The organism is Helicobacter mastomyrinus (assembly GCF_039555295.1).
In the GTDB taxonomy this organism is placed as follows: Bacteria; Campylobacterota; Campylobacteria; order Campylobacterales; family Helicobacteraceae; genus Helicobacter_C; species Helicobacter_C mastomyrinus.
On sequence record NZ_CP145316.1, the window covers coordinates 411,513 to 433,045 of the forward strand.

The 21,533-nt window shown below is 39.2% G+C and carries 21 protein-coding genes and 1 tRNA gene; 9 read left to right on the forward strand and 13 right to left on the reverse strand.

Annotated features, from left to right (window positions below; genetic code table 11):
• Positions 1-9: 9 nt before the first annotated feature.
• The 5 genes from V3I05_RS02045 to V3I05_RS02065 form a co-directional block, all read right to left on the reverse strand.
• The gene (locus V3I05_RS02045; protein ID WP_295700036.1) at positions 10-831 is read right to left on the reverse strand and encodes a 4-hydroxy-3-methylbut-2-enyl diphosphate reductase; all 822 of its coding nucleotides are present in this window, start codon (positions 829-831) and stop codon (positions 10-12) included.
• Positions 821-2,128, reverse strand: a complete 1,308-nt coding sequence (gene aroA, locus V3I05_RS02050) for a 3-phosphoshikimate 1-carboxyvinyltransferase (protein WP_295700034.1) — start codon at positions 2,126-2,128, stop codon at positions 821-823. The genes V3I05_RS02045 and aroA overlap by 11 nt, the downstream gene beginning before the upstream one ends.
• Before the next feature lie 63 nt (positions 2,129-2,191).
• On the reverse strand, positions 2,192-3,250 hold the full coding sequence (locus tag V3I05_RS02055) for a sensor histidine kinase (protein WP_300446772.1): 1,059 nt from the start codon (positions 3,248-3,250) through the stop codon (positions 2,192-2,194).
• The gene (locus V3I05_RS02060) at positions 3,234-3,602 is read right to left on the reverse strand and encodes a rod-binding protein (protein WP_300446773.1); all 369 of its coding nucleotides are present in this window, start codon (positions 3,600-3,602) and stop codon (positions 3,234-3,236) included. Before V3I05_RS02060 ends, V3I05_RS02055 begins: the two co-directional genes overlap by 17 nt.
• Positions 3,603-3,638: 36 nt before the next feature.
• Positions 3,639-4,679, reverse strand: coding sequence for a flagellar basal body P-ring protein FlgI (locus V3I05_RS02065; RefSeq protein ID WP_300733228.1), 1,041 nt, complete (start codon positions 4,677-4,679; stop codon positions 3,639-3,641).
• Between the two features lie 113 nt (positions 4,680-4,792).
• On the opposite strand from V3I05_RS02065, the gene V3I05_RS02070 reads away from it, so the two are divergent.
• Positions 4,793-4,870 (forward strand) — tRNA-Pro (locus V3I05_RS02070).
• Positions 4,871-5,160: 290 nt separating this feature from the next.
• On the opposite strand, the gene V3I05_RS02075 is transcribed toward V3I05_RS02070, so the two are convergent.
• From V3I05_RS02075 to mqnP, 8 genes are read right to left on the reverse strand one after another with little or no spacing between them, the layout of a single operon-like run.
• Positions 5,161-5,937: an MnmC family methyltransferase gene (locus tag V3I05_RS02075; RefSeq protein ID WP_343353857.1), complete on the reverse strand. Its 777-nt coding sequence runs from the start codon at positions 5,935-5,937 to the stop codon at positions 5,161-5,163.
• 2 nt (positions 5,938-5,939) lie between these two features.
• The gene (locus V3I05_RS02080; RefSeq protein ID WP_300446776.1) at positions 5,940-7,997 is read right to left on the reverse strand and encodes an LTA synthase family protein; all 2,058 of its coding nucleotides are present in this window, start codon (positions 7,995-7,997) and stop codon (positions 5,940-5,942) included.
• Positions 7,987-8,610 carry a hypothetical protein gene (locus V3I05_RS02085; RefSeq protein WP_295700020.1) on the reverse strand — a complete coding sequence of 208 codons (624 nt, stop codon included), beginning with the start codon at positions 8,608-8,610 and terminating at the stop codon, positions 7,987-7,989. The genes V3I05_RS02080 and V3I05_RS02085 overlap by 11 nt, the downstream gene beginning before the upstream one ends.
• On the reverse strand, positions 8,607-9,836 hold the full coding sequence (locus V3I05_RS02090) for a sialidase family protein (protein ID WP_343353858.1): 1,230 nt from the start codon (positions 9,834-9,836) through the stop codon (positions 8,607-8,609). Before V3I05_RS02090 ends, V3I05_RS02085 begins: the two co-directional genes overlap by 4 nt.
• A 12-nt stretch (positions 9,837-9,848) precedes the next feature.
• Complete coding sequence (locus V3I05_RS02095; protein ID WP_300446778.1) at positions 9,849-11,039, reverse strand: pyridoxal phosphate-dependent aminotransferase; 1,191 nt, start codon at positions 11,037-11,039, stop codon at positions 9,849-9,851.
• A 46-nt stretch (positions 11,040-11,085) separates the two neighbouring features.
• Complete coding sequence (locus V3I05_RS02100) at positions 11,086-11,613, reverse strand: hypothetical protein (protein ID WP_300446779.1); 528 nt, start codon at positions 11,611-11,613, stop codon at positions 11,086-11,088.
• Between the two features lie 4 nt (positions 11,614-11,617).
• Positions 11,618-12,178: a hypothetical protein gene (locus V3I05_RS02105; RefSeq protein ID WP_295700010.1), complete on the reverse strand. Its 561-nt coding sequence runs from the start codon at positions 12,176-12,178 to the stop codon at positions 11,618-11,620.
• The gene (gene mqnP / locus V3I05_RS02110; protein ID WP_343354238.1) at positions 12,168-13,058 is read right to left on the reverse strand and encodes a menaquinone biosynthesis prenyltransferase MqnP; all 891 of its coding nucleotides are present in this window, start codon (positions 13,056-13,058) and stop codon (positions 12,168-12,170) included. Before mqnP ends, V3I05_RS02105 begins: the two co-directional genes overlap by 11 nt.
• A 387-nt stretch (positions 13,059-13,445) precedes the next feature.
• Here mqnP and V3I05_RS02115 point away from each other — a divergent pair, with 387 nt between their 5' ends.
• The 8 genes from V3I05_RS02115 to V3I05_RS02150 are packed head-to-tail and all read left to right on the forward strand — an operon-like array spanning position 13,446 to position 21,161.
• Positions 13,446-14,126: a CvpA family protein gene (locus V3I05_RS02115; RefSeq protein WP_343353861.1), complete on the forward strand. Its 681-nt coding sequence runs from the start codon at positions 13,446-13,448 to the stop codon at positions 14,124-14,126.
• A 4-nt stretch (positions 14,127-14,130) separates the two neighbouring features.
• Positions 14,131-15,684: a lysine--tRNA ligase gene (gene lysS, locus V3I05_RS02120; protein ID WP_295700005.1), complete on the forward strand. Its 1,554-nt coding sequence runs from the start codon at positions 14,131-14,133 to the stop codon at positions 15,682-15,684.
• Complete coding sequence (locus V3I05_RS02125; protein ID WP_300446787.1) at positions 15,681-16,931, forward strand: serine hydroxymethyltransferase; 1,251 nt, start codon at positions 15,681-15,683, stop codon at positions 16,929-16,931. The genes lysS and V3I05_RS02125 overlap by 4 nt, the downstream gene beginning before the upstream one ends.
• 10 nt (positions 16,932-16,941) lie before the next feature.
• Positions 16,942-17,487, forward strand: a complete 546-nt coding sequence (locus tag V3I05_RS02130; RefSeq protein WP_295699998.1) for a DUF1882 domain-containing protein — start codon at positions 16,942-16,944, stop codon at positions 17,485-17,487.
• A gap of 19 nt (positions 17,488-17,506) precedes the next feature.
• Positions 17,507-18,364 carry an SPOR domain-containing protein gene (locus V3I05_RS02135; RefSeq protein ID WP_300446789.1) on the forward strand — a complete coding sequence of 286 codons (858 nt, stop codon included), beginning with the start codon at positions 17,507-17,509 and terminating at the stop codon, positions 18,362-18,364.
• A gap of 12 nt (positions 18,365-18,376) precedes the next feature.
• Positions 18,377-19,333, forward strand: a complete 957-nt coding sequence (locus V3I05_RS02140; protein WP_300446792.1) for a Gfo/Idh/MocA family protein — start codon at positions 18,377-18,379, stop codon at positions 19,331-19,333.
• On the forward strand, positions 19,333-19,902 hold the full coding sequence (locus V3I05_RS02145) for an acyltransferase (protein ID WP_300446794.1): 570 nt from the start codon (positions 19,333-19,335) through the stop codon (positions 19,900-19,902). Before V3I05_RS02140 ends, V3I05_RS02145 begins: the two co-directional genes overlap by 1 nt.
• Positions 19,902-21,161, forward strand: coding sequence for a nucleotide sugar dehydrogenase (locus tag V3I05_RS02150; protein ID WP_300446797.1), 1,260 nt, complete (start codon positions 19,902-19,904; stop codon positions 21,159-21,161). The genes V3I05_RS02145 and V3I05_RS02150 overlap by 1 nt, the downstream gene beginning before the upstream one ends.
• The last annotated feature ends 372 nt before the right edge of the window (positions 21,162-21,533 follow it).

Consider the following 21,533-nt stretch of genomic DNA (forward strand, 5'->3'; position numbering starts at 1 on the left):
AAAAATCTCCTAAATTTGTTCTATTTCTGCCTTCACACCCTCTATAATCCAATCGGGAGTAGAAGCTCCCGCTGTAATCCCACATAACTTTTTATCCCTAAACCATTGCTTTTGTAATTCATTTTTATCTTCCACTAAATAACTATCATTGCAGTGCGTTTGGGCAATCTTTAAAAGCTGCTTGGTATTTGAAGAGTTTTTTCCCCCTACGATAATCATTATATCCACCTCTTGGCTTAATTCAAGGGCTGCCCTTTGATTCTCAAATGTGGCGTTGCAAATAGTATTAAACACGCGCAGCTCATTAACCCTTGAGGCAAGGAATGCAGCAATTTTGCCAAATTGTTCGGGCTGTTTGGTCGTTTGAGAAACAAGCGCTATCTTCTTTCGCAACTTGCATTTGGTTATTTCTTCAACACTTGCCACAATCACCACATTTTCACCATAGCTCGCCACCCCCTTCACTTCGGGGTGATCCTTATCGCCAAAAATAATGATTTGATAGCCCTCTTTAGACATTTTCTCTACAATATTTTGCGGCTTGGTTACAAAAGGGCAAGTAGCATCTATGATCTTTGTCTTACGCTCTCGTAAAGATTCCAAATCCCCTTTTGTAATCCCGTGTGTGCGCACAATCACACTTTGAGAATCTTGAGCTTGCTGCAAAGTCTCGCTTAAACTCACGCCAAAGTCCCTTTGCAGTCGCTCAATTTCCTTTACATTATGTATAAGCGGGCCAAAAGTTGTGGCATTACGATTACCCTCGGCAATATGAATAGCCCTTTTCACTCCAAAGCAAAAGCCATATTTCTCTGCAAGTTTAACCCTCATTTGCATTCTCCACAGATGTAATATGCGATAAATATGCAAGGAATTGCGGGAAAGACACATCAATACAAGCACTATCTGCTATCTCTCCCCCGCACACAAGCTGTGCGATAGCAAAGCTCATAGCAATACGATGGTCGCCAAAAGATGATACCCTAGCCCTTTTTAACTCTCCTCCGCATACGCTAAATCCATCTTCAAACTCATCACATACAATCCCCATACTGCGTAGATTGCTCACAACCGCACGGATTCTATCACTCTCTTTAACGCGCAATTCTTTAGCATTGCAAACGCGTGATGTGCCTTTTGCGACTGCAAAACAAATACTTAAAGCCGGAATCTCATCAATAAGCCAAGCGATATTATCAGTTACCTCAATCGCCCTTAGGCTTTTACCATATACTTCAATATCGCCCACCTCCTCATAAAGCGAGTGATGACGATGATAGGTCACCTCCGCACCCATAGATTCTAATATCTTAAATGCTTCAATACGCGTTTTGTTTAAAAGCACATTTTTAAGCTTTACTTTAGATTCTAACACACACGCAGCGACAGCAAAATAAAACGCACTTGATGGGTCAGCAGGTATTTTAATATGAAAAGATTTTAACTTTTTATAAGGCTGCCCCTCAAAACACACTTCATACCCACCATTTTCATTTTCCTTGCTTTGTATTTGCACACCCATACCGCGTAGCATATTTTCCGTATGATTGCGGCTTAAAAATGGCTCATAGAATCTTGAACGCCCTTGAGAGCGCAATCCTGCAAGTATCATCGCACTTTTTACTTGCGCAGAGGCAATAGGACTTGTATAATCAAAAGCTTGTAAATGCCCTCCTACAATGCTTAAAGGTGCATAGGCATTATTATTCCTCCCTCTAATGCACGCCCCAATGCTATTTAAAGGCTCAACGATCCGCCTCATAGGACGTGCATTAAGATACTCATCACCACTTAACACAAAATGCCCCTTCACACCGCTTAATAATCCTGCAAATAGCCGCATTCCCGTCCCGGCATTACCGCAGTCAAGCACTTTGTGCGGCTCATTGATATGATGAGGCGGGATAAGCTTTAGGGTATTTGTGCTCTGCTCTACCACAAGTCCTAACTCACGTGCGATTTGCAATGTATGGAGCGTATCCTCACCCATAAGGTAGCCCTCCACTTCACAAGGAGAATCTGCCAAAAGCGCAAACATCGCCGAACGATGCGAAATAGACTTATCCGTGGCAATATCATCAAATTCACATTCAAAACATTTGGCGGGAGTAATTTTTGTAATACGCATTTTGTCTCCTTAAACAAATCGTGCTAACCCATCTCATAAACTCTGCATTATAGCAGTATAGACCTAGCTTTTAGCAATCCTTACATAAAAAATTTTAGATTCCATACTATCTTCAAGCGAAATAGAACCATTATGTGCGGTGATAATCTGCTGACACAATGCCAAGCCCAAGCCATTACCCTTTAACTTGGTAGTTTTAAATGGCTCAAATAGCATATTTTTATCCGCAATGGCTTGTCCATTATCGCTAAATATAAAACACCAAGATGTATTATCGCTTGCAAAATTTACATTGATTAGCCCCTCTTCACACTCGCCCTCCTCAATCGCGTCAATAGCATTAGAGAGAAAATTTTGCAGCACAATGCTTAACAAATCAAAATCCGCGAGAATCTGCTCCTCTCCCCCTCCCTGTAAATCAAAGACAAAATTAATAGGCTTAGAATAAGTATAATGCCCCACAATTTCGTGCAGCTCATTTTCTAAATCGCTCAAAGCACATAATGCGCGATTCGCTTTGACGCCCTTAGTCCAAAGCAAAGTCGTATTAATCAGTCGCTCCACACGCCAAAGCGCCTTTTTAATCTCTAAAACAACACTTTCAATTTGCGGCTCACCACGTCTTAAGAGCGTTGAGGTAAGCAAAGATATAGAGCCTATGGGATTGCGTATTTCGTGTGCTAAATGTGCGGAAATCTGTCCCATAGAGGCTAATCGCTCCTGCCGTTTTTGATTGGTGATATTAGTCGCACTCACCACTTTTTTATCGTTTTTAATACTCACTTGCAAAAGGTAGTTTTGCTCCTCATATTCCACTTCGTGCTCCCCCTCTTGTAAATGCGCAATATCCTTAAACACATCTGCGATTTGACTGGCTTTAACATTTTGGTAAAACACATTTCCATCGGATTCTATCACGCAAATCGCTTGGGGGATAAGCTCAAGCACCCACTCATAGAGTGCTTTAAGGCTATTAAAATCATTTTGTAGTTTTTTAAATTCTTGCTCCGTGCCATAAGTGCTTTGTATAAGTGTATCTAAAGCCTCTAGCAAAATGCCTTTATCACTACTGCTAAGATGTGCTAAAATCTCGGGGTTAATAAAGCTATTTTGATTGTCCATACGGATTTCTTATTCCCCTATGTGCAAGATTCTTAGTAGTTTTCTCCATATTTTGTTGCTCTTTTAGAAAATTAAAAAGCAATTCGCTATACCCAAAACCACCGCTTAGCTCTTGGCTTAATTGATCAATATACATTGAATGATATATATCACTTCCGGGCTGCTTAGGATAGAGTGTATCATCATTTTTAATCGCCTTTTCAAGCATAAATTTAAGCAAAATAGATTCAAATTGGTCTGTTTGCTCTCTAAGTGCTGCGTCTGTCTTCTGCTCTTCAAGTCGTGCTTTGGCTATGCTATTTTCTTTTGTATTGTAAAAATTCATCATTGCCATAGATGTGTCAATATTCATTTTGCGCTCCTAGAATCTTATATTCAAATCTCATTTTTACATTACCTCAATCTCTGCTCGTAATGCACCCGATCTTTTCATACTCTCTAGTATAAGTATAACATTACGTGGGCTAGCACCCAGTTTTTGTAATGCTTTCACTACACTTGAAACGGTGGGCTTTGTGCCATTTGTACTGCTAATTGTGCCTTGGGATTGGCTTAAAACTGCACTATCATCAATCACTAATGCATTGGCATCTTCAACCATTTCATTAGAAACCTTAATTGTAATATCCCCGTGTGTAATAACCACAGGCTCAATAGTAATCCCCACACCTGCGATAATCGTGCCAGACTTCTCATCAATAACGATTTTTTCTTTATGAGAATAATCTATCTCCACTTCCTCAACCAAAGCTAAAAATTCTACCATACTTAAGTTGTCAGGCTTACTTAGTCTAATAGTGCGTGCATCGACAGCCACCGCCACCGCGTCGGCAAAAACACTATTCAAAGCCTGCTGAATCTTAATGGCATTCTGTAAATCTGATGTTTTAAGACTAAGTGTTGCATTTTTTTGATTATAGAGGTTATAGCTTACTTCACGTTCTACAATCGCCCCATCTATAATGCTTCCAGATAATGTGCTTGCCCCCTCACCTGAGGTAATACTTCCTTGCGCAAGGGCATAAATATTACCATCAACCCCAGTTAATGGGGTCATAATAAGTGTTCCACCACGAATAGATTTCGCATCGCCAATAGAAGATACTAAAATATCAAGCTTATCACCCTGCCTTGCAAATGGAGGCAAGCTTGCTGTTACCATTACAGCTGCAATATTTTTAGACTTAATATCATTTGCAGACAGCTTTACATTCACGCTCTCTAGCATATTGGCCACACTCTGCATAGTGAATTTTGAGCCGCTCTTATCGCCTGTGCCATTTAGCCCTATAACTAATCCATAGCCCACGAGACTATTTTCTCTAATACCTACAATTTGAGCTACTTCACTTAATTTTTGCCCATAAAGACAAGTTATGCTAAGCCATATCCATATAGCCCCAAAGATATATCTATTTAATGCTTTCATAATGCTTTCCTTGGCTTTCATATCACAACACAACTAAGCAAAGCAATTTGCATTCCCAAAGAAAGCTAGAGTATGTTACTAAAATTCGCTATAATACCACCCTTTTAAGAAGGCGGAGTATAGCGCAGCCTGATTAGCGCGCACCCTTGGGGTGGGTGAGGTCGTGGGTTTGAATCCCGCTACTCCGACCATTTATGCTTATCTTCCACAAACCCTTTAGTATTAAAACTCTTCATAAAAATTATTTTTAAATTTTAATTATACTAAATATATTTATCGAATAAATTAATGATATATTAAATTTAAAATATTAATTTTATATTTTTTAAATTTTATTTGACTTTTTTTAAATAAATATTGCTTTCTTTAAAGATCTAGATTCTTTATTATTTTTTACAAAAATTGAGGGGGGGGGGGTAAAAATGAGTTTATTGTATTCGCTTCCTCTCCAGATATCAATAGATTCTTGCTATTTCTGCATTTACAAATCATCTTTATTCTGTATCATAAATCCATTTAAAGATGATAGTCTAATATCATCTTTGCCCATCACACTGCCGCCGCGCACAATGCCACTCTCATAATTATACACCCTTAATCCTGCACGATAAGCATTTTGGCGGATAGCCTTGCTTTGAGAATAGGTAGTAATAATGCCTTGTGAGTGCAAAAGTTTATATAAACTACAAAAATATGTTTCGCTCCATAGGGCAGGATTCTTCTTTGGACTAAAGGCATCTTGAAAAATGATATGAAACGCTTCTTGCGGGAGGGAATTTAACATATCTAACGCATCGCCCTTGTAAATATACATTTCACATTCCATATCCTCTATTTTAAAAGCATACATACTTATCACATTACAGAGGCTTTGGGCAAAAAAGCAAAAAATCTTATCTATCTCATTGTGGTATGCGCTCATCAATGGCGGATATGCAAAATCACGCAATGCGCTAAATATCGCACTATCTTGCTCGGGAGAGTAGATTCTCAGCTTACCCTTATAGCCTCTCTGTGCTAAAGTCGCTATAAGAGCAAAGCTGTTATACCCTAAGCCAAAGCATATATCAAGCGCACATAATATATGTGGCAGCTCTAAAAAAACTGATTGGATATGCTGCAATGCAGGATAAACATGCTTATAAAGGCTTTCATTCAGTGCGCCATCTCTCAAGCTATGATAGCATTCGCCAAATGCTTCATTATACGCGCTCAAGCTCCCATCGCTACTCTCACGTAGCCAATGATTTTTATCCACTCTTAAGGTATCTCTTTAACTTCATAACCATTTTTGAGAATCCACCAGCTCAATGCTGTGGCTTGTTGGAGCTTTTTATAGAGTGCTTGTGCGCTCTGTTTATCATTATTGCGTGCTGTGCCATCGTGAAAATACTCTATCGTGCCATCCTTATTATAAATAAACCTATCCGTGGCTATGGCAAAATATCCCAATGCACTATTTTTCTCGCTCAGTGCGATATTATCATTACTCACAAGCGGTGTACCAAAACTATGATATGTATAATTATGCGGTGCAACAAGCTCCACTATACTTGGCGTAATATCAATATGTGAGCCGACATTGGTATTCTTTTTTATCTCAAGCATAGGCGAATAGATAATAAACGGCACAGCATTGCTTACTTTGATTGCCAAACCTTGTTTTGGATATTCCCTATCATAATGATCGCCTGTAATGACAAAAAGCGAATTAGGTAGCACACGAGAAATCTCACGGATAAATTGTGTGATAGCCTTATCTTCATACCAAATATGCCCAATTAATCGCGCACTTTTGTCTTTATACTTAGCATTATGGGCAAAGAACTGCTCGATTCTATCAAGCGGCACACCAAACTGCTCCAAAGGCACATCATAAGGAGGGTGATTAGAAGTAGTGAGAATCATATTGAAACTAGGGACGTTGCGCTCTTTAAAGACATTATCCTTTATAAATGCAAAAAGATGATGATCATACGCCCCCCATAACCCCTCATAAGGAGAGGAATAATCATTTAGCTTTGCATTATTAATAATGTGAGTGCTGTAATACATTTTTTCAAAGCCCTGTGAAGAGCTGTATTGGTCAAGCTTCTGCCAAATGCCACTCCCACCATAATAAAAGTTATTCTTATATCCTAAATCCTTCATAATCTCGCCGGGTGCGGTGATAAAAGGTTGCAATGTGCCAAGCATAGAATTGACAGGAATCTCTGTTTGGAAAAGCCCTGTGAGATGCACGTCCATACTTTTAATCGTAGAACCCGCATTTTCCAAAAATATGCCAATCTTCACACCGTGATTGCCATCTACCAAAGACTTTAGCCCCGATGTCAAACCAATCTCATCAAAATCCTCATCAAAGTGCCACTCGCTTAAAGATTCTGCTATGATATAGAATATATAATCTATCTTTTTCCCGCCGGTAGTATTATTCACCTTTTTTGCAAGTAAGTCTTTAAGGTTATAAGAAGGCTCTTTAGAATCAAGCCCAAAGTATTCCCTCACCACTTCTAATGGACTTTGAGTAGTGTAATCGCTAAATTTAGAATTAGAAATTTTTGTATATCCATTATATACAAGATATAAATCTCTTAAAGCTCCAGGCGAGGCTTTACGTAAAAAGTTATTTTCAACAGGTTTGATAACTTGGTCTAAACTCACACCCTTAAAGCTTAAGGCAGAATTGATACAAATCATCATAAATAAGCCAAATATGACAAAGAGCACCCCACACACAAGATAAGATTCTTTCCTATAAGAGCGAGAGCGGATAGAACTTAGCGGGTCGTTTCCATATTCACGTGCAATCGAGCCAAAAATCTTTGTATAAGCCCACATAAAGATCAAACTAAGCAAAAGCCATACTATAACCTTAAATGTGATTCCATACTGCCCACTGATACCCGTATGGAAAATAGCCTTTTGGTCATCAAAAATTAAGCCCAAAAGATTAGCATTAAATACATCATCAAAAATCTCATAAAATACAATCTCTGCAATGCCTATAAAAATACTCACAACACTCACAAGAAAGGCATAAATCCATAGCACGAAATAACGTACATTACTCCAAAAAAAGACTAAACCCACTAGAAAATATATAATGCTAAAAGCCGCGATATTGCGAGAGTCGTATCGCAAACCATTAATAAAGGTATTAATATATTCTCCAAAATGCTTTACTTCCCCTATGGCATTATGATACACACCACTATACAGCACAAAGCAAAGCTTTAGCACAAAAAACAAGACAAATAAAAATATAGCAAAACAAATGGATTGGACGAGCAATTTTTCAAGCCATTTATCTTTCATTCTTTCCTCCGTAATGTTTAATCAAAAGCTTACAAATGCGTATTAAAACTGCTAGAATACACCCTACCCACAAAAAAGGGTCAATGTAATAATAAACAATATGTATATCCCCTAAAATCTCTAATTGATACGCCACCATACAGAAAATTAATCCATACGCACTCAATGGGGATACGCTATAAACAATAACGCCCAAAATACAAAGAATAAAAACCAAAATTTTAAACTCTAAATGGTAAATATCCACACCCCAAAAGCCCAAAAAACCCATATAAAGCACGATACCGAAAATAATCCATACGCACTGCACAAAAGGAGGAAAGATTCTCATATTTGCCAATCTCTCATATCTATGGCTTTGAATCTTTAGAGATTGCCACATAAAGCCTACAAGCCACCATAGACTTATAAGTACAAGCATAACGCTTGGCACATCAAAAAGTGCATAGACATAATCGCACATACTCCATTCATATAATGGCATATTAAATAGCACAAGCCACACAAGGACTAAGGCATATCGCACACTAGGCTTTAGATTCACAAAGCAGGAGAAATACATCACGCCACAAAGAGTGACGATATTTATCGCCACACATACAGCAAGATTCATTGCATAGCCTCACTTGCTATTTTTAGCTTTGCTTTAAGCATACTCTTTGGCACAAAGCTCACGCGGATATGTTTGCGCCCATACGTATAAGCAATATAGGCAAAATCCCTATCTAATGCCACACTAGGATAAGACACCTCGCTATCAAGCAACACATCAAGGCGCAGAAGAGGTATAAAGTCAATAGATTCGCTCTCTTGGCTTTGCCTATCAAACATATATAGCCATAGCTCCTCGCGTTTATTGCCCTGTGGGCGAGAGCTTTGATTGTGCAGTAAAAATGTAGAATCTAGGACATTAAATAGCACAGATGAGGCGTCATAGTTGCGCAAATTGCTTGGCTTTGAATGCTTACACAAAGGCGCACACTCAATCACTTGCATCACATCATTTAGCACTTTATGATTCCTATAAACCCCTATGGTTGAATGGCTATCTAGCGGGACAAAGCTCGGCTGAAGCTGGGAGAGATTCTGCGGTGGGAGGATAAAGATAGAATCTATATCTAAATGATGATTAAAATCAAGCAAAAGCGGATATTTACGCGCTAACTCGTGGTAGATTGGCAAGATAAATCCGCCATCATCTTTGAGCATAGCAGGCGTGCGAACAAGGTGAGAGAAATTCAAAAATGGACTTAAATGCAATTCTCTAAGGTATTGCAAACTAGAAAGATTATCTTTAAACATAAGGTGATAGATTTTGCTTGTCGCCCACCCGCCCATACTCACGCCAACAACAAAAAGATGTGTCCGCCCTTGCGTATCTACAAAGGTTACAGGATTCCCTAGCTTTTTAATAAATTTACCACTAAGATTTGAAAGCAAAGGCGCATCTAAAATCTTTTGAGGCTCACTCCATTTGCCGATTTGCGAATCTTGTTCTTTTACATTTTTGTTATTTTTATTAAAGGTAAAAAAACTTTGATAAATCCCCACATCTCTAGCCCCCTCTCTACTCCCAGCAAAATAGAGCAACATCAAATACTTATCGCTTACATTGCTTACATTTGCTATCGCACTTGCGTGAGCAGAAGCCTCACTATTTGGAATATCAAAATATATAATGTCGTTATAAACATTATAAGGGCTAGTATCGGGTAAATGCAAAGTATGCTTTGAGAAATCAATATGTGGGCTTGGGGTATTATCACTATCGATGCACCACCACGCACATACACAAAGTGCTAAAAGAAATATACTTGTTTGAAAAATATGCTTTAGCACTTTGAAGATTCTTTATTTAAAAAGTGCTTTGACAAATTGTTCTATGCGAGCAATACCCTCTTCAAGCTCCTCTAAGCTACAAGCAAAGGATAATCGCACAAAGCCTTCCATTCCAAAAGCACAGCCGGGCACAAGTGCTACGCCTTGCTCCTTAAGCAATGCCTTGCAAAACCCCATAGAATCTGCGCCATATTGAGGCAATGCAGAGATATTAATAAACAAATAAAATGCACCTTGAGGTTGGCGGACATTAAGACTTTGAATATTATTAATCGCATCACAAGCAAAGCGCATACGTTCCTCAAATGCAGTGCGCATATCCTCTATATCATTATCTACCTCGCCTTTCAAGGCTATTACTGAAGCCTTTTGTGTAATGGAATTGATATTGGAGGTACATTGACTTTGTAAATTATCCATAAACTTTATAAGTTTTTTATCCTTACAAGCTAGATAGCCTATGCGCCACCCTGTCATCGCTACTGATTTGCTTAAGCCATTAATGGTAATCGTGCGTTGCAGCATATCCTCACTTACCGCCGCAGCGGAGAAAAACTTCACACTATATACGAGCTTTTCATACATCTCATCGCTTACTACCCATATATTTGTATCTTTTAGCACCTCTGCAAGAGATTCTAACTCCTCCTTGCTATACACCATACCTGTGGGATTTGATGGGGTATTAAGAACAAATATCTTTGTTTTAGATGTGATAGCCTCTTTTAGCTCCTTGGCTGTAATTTTAAAGTTATTTGCCTCTGTTGTTTGCACAATCACGGGCTTCCCACCGCTAAAGGTTACAAGCTCAGGATAAGTAACCCAATATGGAGAGGGGATAATCACCTCATCACCATTATTAATGAGAGCTTGAAATACATTAAAAAGTGAGTGTTTTGCGCCATTGCTTACAATGATTTCATTGCTCTCATATTGTAGATTATTTTCACGTAAAAGCTTCCCTCGAATAGACTCTATCAATTCTGGAATCCCCACTACCGCAGTATATTTTGTAAAGCCACTCTTTAGCGCCCTAATGGCTTCATTTTTAATCATCTCAGGCGTATCAAAGTCTGGCTCACCAGCTGAAAGACTAAGCACATCTTGCCCACTCGCTTTTAACTCGCGTGCTAGGGTGCTAATAGCAATAGTTGTGGATTCTTGTAAGAGTTCTACTCGCTTTGCATAAGTGGGTTTTTTCATAATACTCTCCTTGAAGATTTATGTATCATAGCACATCTCTCTCAAACTACTCTTTAATATCTGCAAGTTTAAGTGTAAATTCAACCTCGCCCTTGCTTAAACGCATTTCCTTAGCAATCGCATCAATGCTCCACCCATCACGAAACATATTGACAATGCGCTTCTCGTTGATATTTGTATTTGATGTGGGAAACAAACTAAATTCTCGAATCCTCTCTTCAAGACTCACAATTTTTTCCTCGATATAATCCCGCTCCTTATTGACTTGTGCCTCTAAAATCTCTACTTGGCGATACACACCTACTAATGCGTTATTTACCGCATCAATGCTTTCAGTTTTGATTTTTGTATTAAGGGCAGTGCTGCTTAGCTGACTTTCAAGCTCATTGTCTTTAATCCATTTGTGAATCTTAAATATCTCATTATTAATATCTTCCATACCCTTTTCGAAACGTCTAATTCGCTTTGCCATATCAAGGTTGCGTGTATAGTTTAAAAAAGTAACATAACACACTATACCTATGGATATTAAAGAAAATATGATACTCATACTGCTTACTGATATGCCAAACATTACCTTACTCCTTCGACAAACTTTTAGAATCTAAAATCATTAAACGTTCCATTTGCACAACAAAACTATCAAAATCTACCAAATCATTATGCCCAATCTGCTCAAAAACCAACACTTGAGGTGCAATAGCTCGAGCAAAAATCCCTATATAACGTTGCGGAAATACAGGCAAAAAAATACGCAAATAATACTTTTCTCCTGCTTCAAATATGCTTGAAGAGGTGCATAATACATTATGCCCCACAAAATGAGCGACACCCTCACCTGCCAAACGCAGATATTGTGTAGCCCTATTATTAAGAATCTGCTCAATATTTTCCACTTTTTGATAGAGTTCCACAAGTAATTCTAATAATACCTCATCAGTATCTTCTGTGCGATTTTTAGACTTAATCTTGTTAAGCCATTGAGTAATAGAACCATAGCGATTTTGAGAGAGCGCAATATATTCCTTTTTAAACATTTCTTCGTTACTCGTATTAAGCTGCTCAAATGCGATTTGAATTTCACAAGGAACAAGACGCGTTTGTATGCCATTTTGTACTAGAATGCTCTTAAAATCCATATGCTTCCCTTATAGAATCTGCCAAAATACATACAAAAAATATAATCCCCAAATAGCCATTAGTAACAAAAAAAGCCTTAGGAATATGCTTTAAATGCAGTTTTACAAGATATTGCTCATAGCAAAGCATAAGGGCGGATATAGCTACACCTATTTGGGCGATAAGCCCTAGCTGTGCCTCATATACAAAAGCTATCCAAAACCCCACGGCAAAGATATGGCATAGGCGCGAAATCCACAAGGTTTTTTCAACACCAAAATAAGCCGGAATAGAATGGAGCTTGTGAATCTTATCAAATTCTATATCCTGTATGGAATAAAGCAAGTCAAATCCAGCCACCCAAAACAGCACACCTATGGAGAGAAATACACTCCATAATGGAATCTCCCCCATCACAGCAATCACCCCAGCAATAGGTGCCAAGCCTAAACACACCCCAAGCACCCAATGCGCTATCGCGCTAAAACGTTTGGTATAGGAATAAAAGGCTAAAATGAGCAAAAACGGCACACTCAAGGCAAAAGCAAGAGGATTTACAAAGTAAGAGATAAACAGAAAAAGTAGCGCATTAAAGACATTAAAGCACACAAGCCCCATAAGGCTAATACGCCCATCGACACTAGGGCGGCTACTTGTGCGGGGATTATCCTTATCTATATCCCTATCTCTAAAGCGATTAAATCCCATAGCGAAATTACGTGCGCTAATAAGAGCCAAAATACATAGCACAAACGTCTCCCATCCACACCACGGAATGCTATATACCTGCATACTTCCCACAACCATTGCGATGAGAATGAAACTGCTTGAAAAAATAGTATGCTCAAAGCTAACAAGTTCGCTAAAATTTTTTATTTTCTTCACTAATAGTTTCAAAATACCCATCTTGCCCCATTCCTTGCGAGTTTGCATTCCCTATATCATCTAAATAAAACGCAGGATTCTAGACTACCTTACCAAAAAATAAGCTAAAACTCTTGCAAAATAATGCAAAATCGTTTAATATATCGTTATCTTAATACCTAATAAAAACCAAAGTTCTCAACATCTTGGAGAATTATCACACATTCTTTGAATATCTTACCCTTAGAGATATTAAGATGACATTTTGAGGCAATTTATGAGCTATCCAAGGGTTTGCCTCCATATAAAGTTTAAGAGTAAGTAAAACATTATCTCTACTGAACGATATTTTTAAGGAAGCAAAATCTAAACTGCATACGAAAAGCGCTCAAAATAGTTTTGAATTTTAAAGGATTACCTCAAATGGATACATTGAGCTATATTGACATAGGAATCTTAGTTTTACTTATCTTGCTTTCAATCAAAGGGTTTTGGCAAGGTATCATACGTGGGTTAGCAAGCTTACTAGGCATTTTACTCGGTATATTTTTTGCTTCACGATTCTATGATAATGTAGGGCAATGGTTTGCACAAACTATCTATGACCTCAATGCTCCAGAACTCAATGCGCTTGTAGGCTTTCTTATCCTTATGGTTTGTATTTGGCTTGCATTCCTTCTTATTGGGGAAACTCTCTTCCGTATACTTAAAATCACTCCTTTAGCTCTCCTTGATGGTATATTAGGTTTAGTTTTTGCCTTTATTAAAGCTTTTTTACTTATTTCTATTATTGTTTTTGGGATTACTCAAATAGGTTGGCTAAATAATCTGTCTCAAAGCATTGAACGTGATAGTTCACTTTTCCCCATAATGAAAAATCTTGCCATACGCATTATGAATCTTGAAGAAGTTCAAGAAATCAAAGAAAATCTTAATAATATTCATACACAACACTCATCTACACAACACTCATCAAAAGAAGACTTAGAAGCAAAAGAAACAGAAGAAAAACATACAGAAGATATCAAAAACATAGATGAGGGGGAATCTCAAGCAACAGATGGTTCTATACATTCCAACGACACAACCGCCTCGGAGCAATAAAAGTATGTTTTCAAATTTCTATATCCAACAACGTATCAAAAAAAAGGAACTTATGCAAGAAGCAGGGCTTAATCCTTATACCAACAAAGCTACGCGGACTTTAAGCAATAAGGCATTTTTAGATAAATACCAATATCTTAAATTGCAAGATATTGCAGAATCTTCATCCAAAAACTCTGAAAATGAAAGTATTGTAGGACGCGTGAGATTTATCCGCCTGATGGGCAAGGCGTGTTTTATTAAGATTCAAGATGAGAGTGCTTTACTCCAAGCCTATATTTCAAAAGACGATGTGGGAGAGGATTTTGCACACATTAAGAAAATCCTTGAAGTAGGAGATATTATCAATGTGCAAGGCTATGCCTTTATAACCAAAACAGGAGAGTTAAGCATACACGCGCGTTCTTTTCAAATTCTTACTAAAAGCATTGTGCCACTGCCTGAAAAGTTCCACGGGCTTAGCGATGTGGAGCTTCGCTATCGTCAGCGCTATGTGGATTTGATTGCCAATGAAGAGGTAAAAGAGACTTTCAAAATGCGTAGTCAAATTATCTCCTGTGTGAGGGCTTTCTTTGAGAAAAAGGGCTTTTTAGAGGTAGAAACACCTATGCTTCACCCTATTCCCGGTGGGGCGAATGCACGTCCTTTTATCACTCATCATAATGCCCTTGATGTGGATAGATATTTGCGTATCGCACCTGAGCTCTATCTCAAAAGGCTTATTGTAGGGGGATTTGAAGCCGTATTTGAACTTAATCGCAACTTTCGCAATGAAGGTATGGACCACTCTCATAATCCCGAGTTTAGTATGATTGAATTTTATTGGGCATATAAAACCTATGAGGATTTAATCACTCTCACTAAAGAACTTTTTGACTTTCTTTTTAACTCCCTCAAACTCCCTAAAATTCTAACTTACAATCAAGATAACATTGATTTTAACCAATGGAGCATTATGAGTTATAAAGACGCACTCATAAATATAGGCGGCTTAGATGAAAAGATTATAAATGATAAAAATGCACTCTTAGCCCACCTCCAAGCAAAACATCTCAAAGTCGATACATCTATGGGCTATGGCAAACTTTTAGCCGAGGCTTTTGATGAGTTTGTAGAGCATAAACTTATCAATCCTACTTTTATTACACAATACCCCATTGACATTAGCCCTCTCGCAAGACGTAATGATGAGAATCCTTTGATCGCAGATAGATTCGAACTTTTTATCGGTGGGAGAGAAATCGCCAATGGATTTAGTGAACTCAACGACCCTCTAGACCAGCTAGAACGTTTTAAAGAGCAGGTTAAGGCAAAGGATGCAGGTGATGAAGAGGCTCAATATATGGACGAAGACTATGTATGGGCATTAGCACACGGTATGCCACCCACAGCGGGAGAGGGTATAGGCATTGATAGATTGGTAATGCTTTTATGCAATGCAAAAACAATTAAAGATGTAATTTTATTTCCTGCATTAAAGCCAACTAAGCCAAACTTTGATATAATATCCTCAAAAGATACCCAAACCAACATCATAGAGCATAAGGAGGGCAAATGAGTTATTTAATCCAAAACCAAGATAGTGAGATATTTGAGCTAATAGAAAAAGAATTACAACGACAAAATGACCATCTAGAGATGATTGCGAGTGAAAATTTCACATTTCCTAGCGTTATGGAGGCTATGGGAAGCATTCTTACCAATAAATATGCTGAGGGCTATCCATCCAAACGCTATTATGGAGGTTGCGAGTTTGTCGATAAAATCGAGGAGATTGCCATTGAGAGGGCTAAAAAGCTCTTTGGTGCCGCTTTTGCTAATGTGCAACCTCATTCAGGTTCACAGGCAAATGCAGCAGTGTATGCAGCACTCTTAAAGCCTTATGATAAGATTCTAGGTATGGATTTAAGCCACGGAGGGCATCTCACACACGGGGCGAAGGTAAGCACTTCAGGGCAACTTTATCAAAGTTTTTTCTATGGCGTGGAGCTTAATGGATATATTGATTATGACAAACTCGCTCTTCAAGCCCAAGTAGTGAAGCCAAATATTTTAGTATGCGGCTTTTCTGCCTATACACGTGAGCTTGATTTTAAACGATTGCGTGAAATCGCAGATTCTGTAGGGGCCTACCTTATGGGAGATATTGCCCACGTTGCTGGATTAGTCGTAGCGGGAGAATATCCTAATCCCTTCCCACATTGCCACATCGTTACTACAACCACACATAAGACCTTGCGAGGACCAAGGGGCGGAATGATTCTCACCAACGATGAGGAGCTAATAGCCAAAATCAATAAGGCTGTCTTTCCCGGGATTCAGGGCGGACCACTTATGCACGTAATCGCGGGTAAGGCAGTAGGTTTCAAAGAAAATCTCAAGCCCGAATGGAAAGTGTATGCAAAGCAAGTCAAAGCAAATATCCAAGCACTTGCAAAAATCCTCATTAAGCGTAAATACAACCTTGTAAGTGGCGGAAGCGATAATCACCTTGTGCTAATGAGCTTCTTAAATAACGATTTTAGCGGCAAAGACGCGGATTTAGCCTTAGGCAATGCCGGAATCACAATTAATAAAAACACTGTTCCGGGTGAGACCCGCTCTCCTTTTGTTACAAGCGGTATAAGGATAGGTTCTCCTGCTCTTACCGCAAGAGGTATGAAAGAAAAAGAGTTTGAATGGATTGCAGAGAGGATAGCAGATATACTTGATGATATTCACAATACCAACTTACAGACAACAATTAAATCTCAAGTCAAAGATTTTGCCAAAGATTTTAGAATCTATGAACGACCAATTTTTTAGGGGGTAAGTCGTGACAGAAATGGATCTTAAGCTCATCAAGATGGACACATCGCATTATTACAGACGCGTTAATGGGTTAGGGAGCAAAGTCAATCATATGGGGCGGATTCTATATGATAAGTATGAGAGAGTTGATGCAATGCTTACCTCTATGCTCATTGGCAAACATTTTCGTAAAGAGCTTATAGTAGCCCATTCTCTGCTTTTGGCTAAAGGTAAAAAAGTAGAGAATATCGTATTTGATTATAACGGGCGTAATCCAGAGAGATTCTATCATCGTGCTCAACTGCTTTTGCGCGAAGAAGGATTTTTAAACTTTACTGCATTTTGTTCCAAAACGCCCGGACATCTCCATTTATATGTGCATAAAGGACATACTGAACTCAATGAAGGTAAACGTTTGGCTAAAACACTTTCGTTAAAATTATCTCAACATTGCCCTAAAGAATGGAGAGTATTTCCCAATGATGAAATGCCCTCTAATTTCAATATTCTCGCTCTACCTTATGACGTCTATGCTAAGGAGCGTGGATCGTCTTGGGCAAGGCATATGTAACTACTTTAAAGGAGTAAAAATGGAAACAAAACGAGAACTCAATGACATTTTAATCAATGATGATGATTTGCAAAGAGAAAATAAAACTAAAAAACTTATGATGATGATTGCGATGGCATTAGTTTTTTTGTGCATCGTAATTGGTGTAAGCATCTTTTTTGCTTCTGAAGATACAACACATGAAAAACACACAGCGGCAAATAATGGCTTAACACCCATTAGAGATCCTCTAGATTCAAGTTTTGAGAATGTCCCACTTGGTAATAATCCTTCAGGGGAAATTGATGAATTTCAACAAATACTTGATGATATTCGCAAACGTGAGCAAGGAGATACTCATCCTCAAATAGCGCAAAATACACAACCCTCACCTCAATCGCCACAGCCTGCTCCAACACCTAAACCCGCACAGAATCCACAACCTGCTCAGGCTCCAAAACCAGCTGCACAACCAGTGCTTCCAGCTAAACCTACTGCACAGCCAACACCAAAGCCAGCCGCACAACCAGCCAAGCCAGCACAGAATCCTACAACACCTACCAAGCCTACTGCACCTGCTAAGCCAGCTTCGACAAACCAAAAGAGCATTCCTAATATTTTTGAAGACGTTTCCACTCCGCGTATGGACACATCTAAAAATGGGCAAGTAGCAGAAAAAGGATTCTATGTACAAGTAGGTTCGTTTGCTAATAAACCAAGTGCAGAGTTTTTAAAGCAAATCAGCAATTATAGCTATCGCGTTTATGCAGGCACTTCAAATGGACAGCCTACCACAAAATACCTCATTGGGCCTTATACCTCCCGCACAGAAGCAAGTAGAGATTTGCCTAATTTTAAAACTCTTGTTCCAGACCCTGTGCATTTTGAGGTAAAATAGCCTCATATTACTATGAGTAAAACTTTTGGGCTTATTGGCGTTGGGGGCTTTATCGCTCCTAGACATCTCAAAGCCATCAAGGCAAACAATGGCACACTTATTTGTGCTATTGATACGCACGATTCAGTAGGTATACTCGATAGCTACTTTCCTCAAGCGGATTTTTTTACACAAGGCGAGCGATTTGAGAGGTATCTCTATAAGCTTAAATGTAATAACACACCGCTAGATTATATCAGCATTTGCTCCCCTAATCACCTGCACGATACGCATATCCGTCTTGCCTTACGTAATGAATCTTACGCCATTTGTGAAAAGCCCATCGTGCTAAATCCGTGGAATCTTGACGCCCTACTCCAAGCCCAAAAAGAAAGCGGAAAGCGTATTTATACCATCTTACAGCTTCGCCTGCACCCAAGTATCATTGCCCTTAGAGAGCACATTCAAAGCCTTTTAAAGCAAGATTCACAAAAGGTACTTAATATTGATTTAAGCTATATTAGCGCTAGGGGCAAATGGTATACGCACTCGTGGAAGGGTGATGAGAGTAAAAGTGGCGGAATAGCGACAAATATCGGGGTGCATTTTTTTGATATGCTTCTGTGGATTTTTGGCACACTCAAGGAGAGTATCGTGCATACCTATAATGAATCTAGTGCGAGTGGATTTCTAGTCTTAGAACACGCTAGAGTGCGATGGTTTCTCTCCATTGATGAGCAACACCTGCCCGATGAATGCAGAGCAAAGCAAAAAAGAGTGTATCGCTCCTTGCATTTAGAGGGAGAGGAATTTGCCTTTAGCGAAGGCTTCGAGGATTTACACACAAAAAGCTATGCAAATATTCTAAATGGCAAAGGCTTTAGCCTACTTGATACAAAAGCAGCCATTGAGCTTATCCATCAAATCCGCCACGCTACGCCCATTGGCTTAAAGGGCGAATATCACCCCTTAAGCGCAAGGTTTCTATAATGGCATATTTTATCCACCCTACAAGCATAGTCGATGAGGGCGTGAGTATCGGGGAAGGTAGCAAAATATGGCATTTTTGCCATATTCTAAGCGGTAGCGTGATTGGACAAAACTGCTCCTTTGGGCAAAATTGTATGATTGGACCAAATGTAAGTATTGGCAATAACCTCAAGGCACAAAACAACATCAGCATTTATGAAGGAGTAGAGATTGGTGATAATGTGTTTTTAGGACCAAGCGTTGTTTTTACTAATGTCATCAATCCTCGCGCTTTCATCTCCCGCAAAAGCGAGTTTAAGCGCACTCTTATCAAACTTGGCGCTTCTATTGGCGCAAATAGCACGATTATATGCGGTGTGGAGATTGGCGAATATGCTTTTGTAGGTGCAGGAAGTGTCGTTACAAAAAATATCCCAGATTTTGCCCTCTATGTGGGGAATCCCGCTAAGCATATTGGTTGGGTAGATAAGGCAGGAAAACGTCTTATCTTTGATGATACACTCATTGCACACGATAGCTACGATAACAGCGTATATCGCCTTCTTGGCGATAGAATTGAGAGACTATAATGTTAGCTCCACTACCGCAGTTAGATACTATCCGCATTGCCGTGATTGGCTTAGGCTATGTAGGGTTGCCACTGCTTATCGCATTTAGTAAACGTTATAATGCCATTGGATTTGATATTAATCCCACTCGTATAGAATCCTTGCAAAAAGGCATTGATGAGACAAAGCAAGTCTCTAAGGAAGAGATTCTCCGCTCTCATTGCACCTTTAGCAGCACACTTTGTGATATTGTAGAAGCAAATGTCTATATTATTTGTGTGCCTACGCCCATTGATGAATACAAAGTCCCCGACCTCTCCGCGCTTTTGGGCGCAAGTGAAATGGTAGGTAAAGTTTTGCAAAGAGGCAATATCGTTATTTATGAATCCACCACCTACCCCACCTGCACGGAAAATGAATGCAGAGCTATGCTTGAGCTTACCTCATCACTTCATCTTAATAGCGATTTTTATCTTGGCTACTCGCCCGAGCGGATAAATCCTAGCGATAGCATACACACCCTAAGCAATATCCACAAAATTACTTCAGGTAGCAACGATGAAGCAGCGGCATTTGTAGATACCCTTTATGCCTCAATCATCACAGCTGGAACACATCGCGTCTCATCAATCAAAACCGCTGAAATGACAAAAATCATCGAAAACGCTCAACGTGACCTAAACATCGCCTTTGTCAATGAAATGTGTATTATCTGTGATTATTTGGATATTGACGCCCTAGAGGTGCTTGAAGCGGCAAAGACAAAGTGGAATTTCCTGCCATTCACACCGGGATTAGTAGGAGGGCATTGCATCAGCATTGATCCCTATTATCTTACGCACAAAATGAATGCGATTGGTTATGTGCCGCAAGTAATCAGCTCAGGGAGACTCATCAATGACACTATGCCGCATTTTATCGCACAGAAAATCATTAAATTAATGATAAAACAGCATATTGCCATACTTGGGGCGAAGATTCTCATACTTGGGGTAACTTTCAAGCAAAACTGCCCCGATATACGCAACTCCAAAGTCCCACTTGTCAAAAAAGAGCTTGAGGAATTTGGGGTAGAGGTAAGCGTATATGACCCTATCGCTAATGCGCCTGATGTACAAGAGCAATACCATATCTCACTCCTACCCTCACTCCCTTCAAGGCAATTTGACGTTATTTTTCTTGCTATAGCCCACAATGAATTTCTCTCCCTCTCATTTAAAAATTTAGCAAAGCAAAATGCCATCTATTACACCCTCACCCCCCACAAGCTGGATTTGTAGCTTCTCTAGTCTATTATGCCTTTGCTGCTGCGATGTAATCGCCACATTCGCACGGAGTGCTAATCCACACTTGCAAAAGGTCTTGCTCGTGTAGAATGAATCCATGCTCCGCGCCTAAAGAATATACTTGTAACCGCGCTTCATTTGGTGATTATACGCACGAAGTGTTTGTTGGATTACCCTCTCACTCCACCCCTGTAAAGAGAGATTCTAGGTTTAGATTCTCTTGTGTCCCCACTTGTATCAAATCAATTACACGATAGTGCCAACCCATAAAAGCGCCTTAAGAATGGTGAGCTGGTAATCTAGTGAACGATATATAAGGGGAGCGAGGCATATTCGCCGAGCCAGTCTCGTGCTTGCGCTTTAGCA